Source organism: Streptomyces sp. NPDC002845 (genome assembly GCF_053591955.1).
Window position 1 is genome coordinate 1 of the sequence record NZ_JBSFUU010000234.1, and the last position, 1,582, is coordinate 1,582.

Consider the following 1,582-nt stretch of genomic DNA (forward strand, 5'->3'; position numbering starts at 1 on the left):
GCGATGGCAAGCAAGCGTTGGCTACAGGAGGCCACCATGAACGGCACCGCCACCCACCGCACCGTGATCGTCGTCGGCTCCGGCCCCACCGGCCTCCTCCTCGCCGGTGACCTCGCCACAGCCGGCGTCACCGTGACCCTCGTCGAGAAGCGGCCGCGCAAGATCAGCAACCTCTCCCGCGCCTTCGGGGTACACGCTCGCACCCTGGAGCAGCTCGACGCCCGCGGCCTCGCCGACGAACTCCTCACCACCGGCGACACCATCACCGGCCTGCGGCTCTTCCGCCACCTCTCCCTCGATCTGAGCACGCTGCCCTCGCGTTTCCCATTCCTGCTCATCACCCCGCAGTACGAGGTCGAGCGGCTCCTGGAGCAGCGGGCCCGGGAGGCTGGGGTCGAGTTCGCGTACGAGAGCGAGGTCGTGGGGCTGCGGCAGGACGACGAGGGGGTCGACCTCGACGTGCGCGGCGCGGACGGGGCGGTCGTCACCCGCCGGGCGGCCTATGTCGTCGGCGCCGACGGTCACCGGAGCGCCGTGCGGGAGGCGATCGGCCTGGACTTCCCCGGTGTCTCCGTCATCAAGTCGCTGATCCTGGCCGATGTCCGGCTGGCCGAGAAGCCCGAGGGAGTCCTCACCGTCAACGGCCGCGGCGACGCCTTCGCGATGATCGCCTCCTTCGGCGACGGCTGGTACCGGGTCATGGGCTGGAACCGCCGCAACGAGGTCTCCGACGACGCCCCGCTCGACCTCGACGAGGTCAAGGAGATCACCCGCCGTGCCCTGGGCGCCGACTACGGCATGCACGACGCCCGCTGGCTCTCCCGTTTCCACAGTGACGAGCGCCAGGCACCGCACTACCGGGTCGGGCGGGTCTTCCTAGCCGGGGACGCCGCGCACATCCACTCCCCGGCTGGCGGGCAGGGCATGAACACCGGCCTGCAGGACGCCGCCAACCTGAGCTGGAAGCTCGCCGCGGCCGTCCAGGGCCGGGCGCCCGAAGGGCTCCTCGACAGCTACGAGGCCGAGCGCCACCCGGTCGGCAGGGCGGTGCTGCGCAGCAGTGGCGGACTGGTCCGGCTGGCCCGCGCGCGGAATCCGCTGCTGCGTGCCGCCCGCGCCCTTGTCTCCGCGTTCGTCGACATGGCCCCGCCCGTCCAGCGCAAGGCCCTGGGTCAGATCACCGGGATCGGCTACGCCTACCCCGCCCCCCGCGGCGCCCACCGCCTCACCGGCACCCGCGTCTCCGACGTCGCCCTGAAGGACGGCCGGCTCTACGAGGCGCTGCGCGGCGGCCGGTTCGTGCTGATCACGCCCGGGGCGTACGAAGGCCCCGGCGTCCGTGAGGGGTGGCTGACCGTGGAGCGCTGGGCGGGCGACCGCCGGACGACCGTCCTGGTACGGCCCGACGGATACGTGGCCTGGGCGGCGGAGGGTGCGGACGCGGCGGGGATCGAGGAGGCGGTGGCCCGGTATCTGGGCTAGGAGCGTGTCTCAGTAATCCCCACCCTCATTGGAAGCCCGTGGGCCTCATCGATGAGAGTCCCGCTATTGAGCGCTTGGCGTTCCCAGCGTGATGTCGGAA

General features: G+C 72.1%; 1 protein-coding gene. It reads left to right on the forward strand.

Going from position 1 to position 1,582, the window contains the following annotated elements; all coding sequences use genetic code 11:
- Nucleotides 1-36: 36 nt before the first annotated feature.
- Nucleotides 37-1,482: an FAD-dependent monooxygenase gene (locus ACWD3C_RS48555; protein WP_451155239.1), complete on the forward strand. Its 1,446-nt coding sequence runs from the start codon at nucleotides 37-39 to the stop codon at nucleotides 1,480-1,482.
- Nucleotides 1,483-1,582 lie beyond the last annotated feature (100 nt).

What these genes read in the sequence shown, in the direction of transcription:
- ACWD3C_RS48555 (WP_451155239.1), top strand. Translation starts at nt 37, where the DNA reads ATGAACGGCACCGCCACCCACCGCACCGTGATCGTCGTCGGCTCCGGC.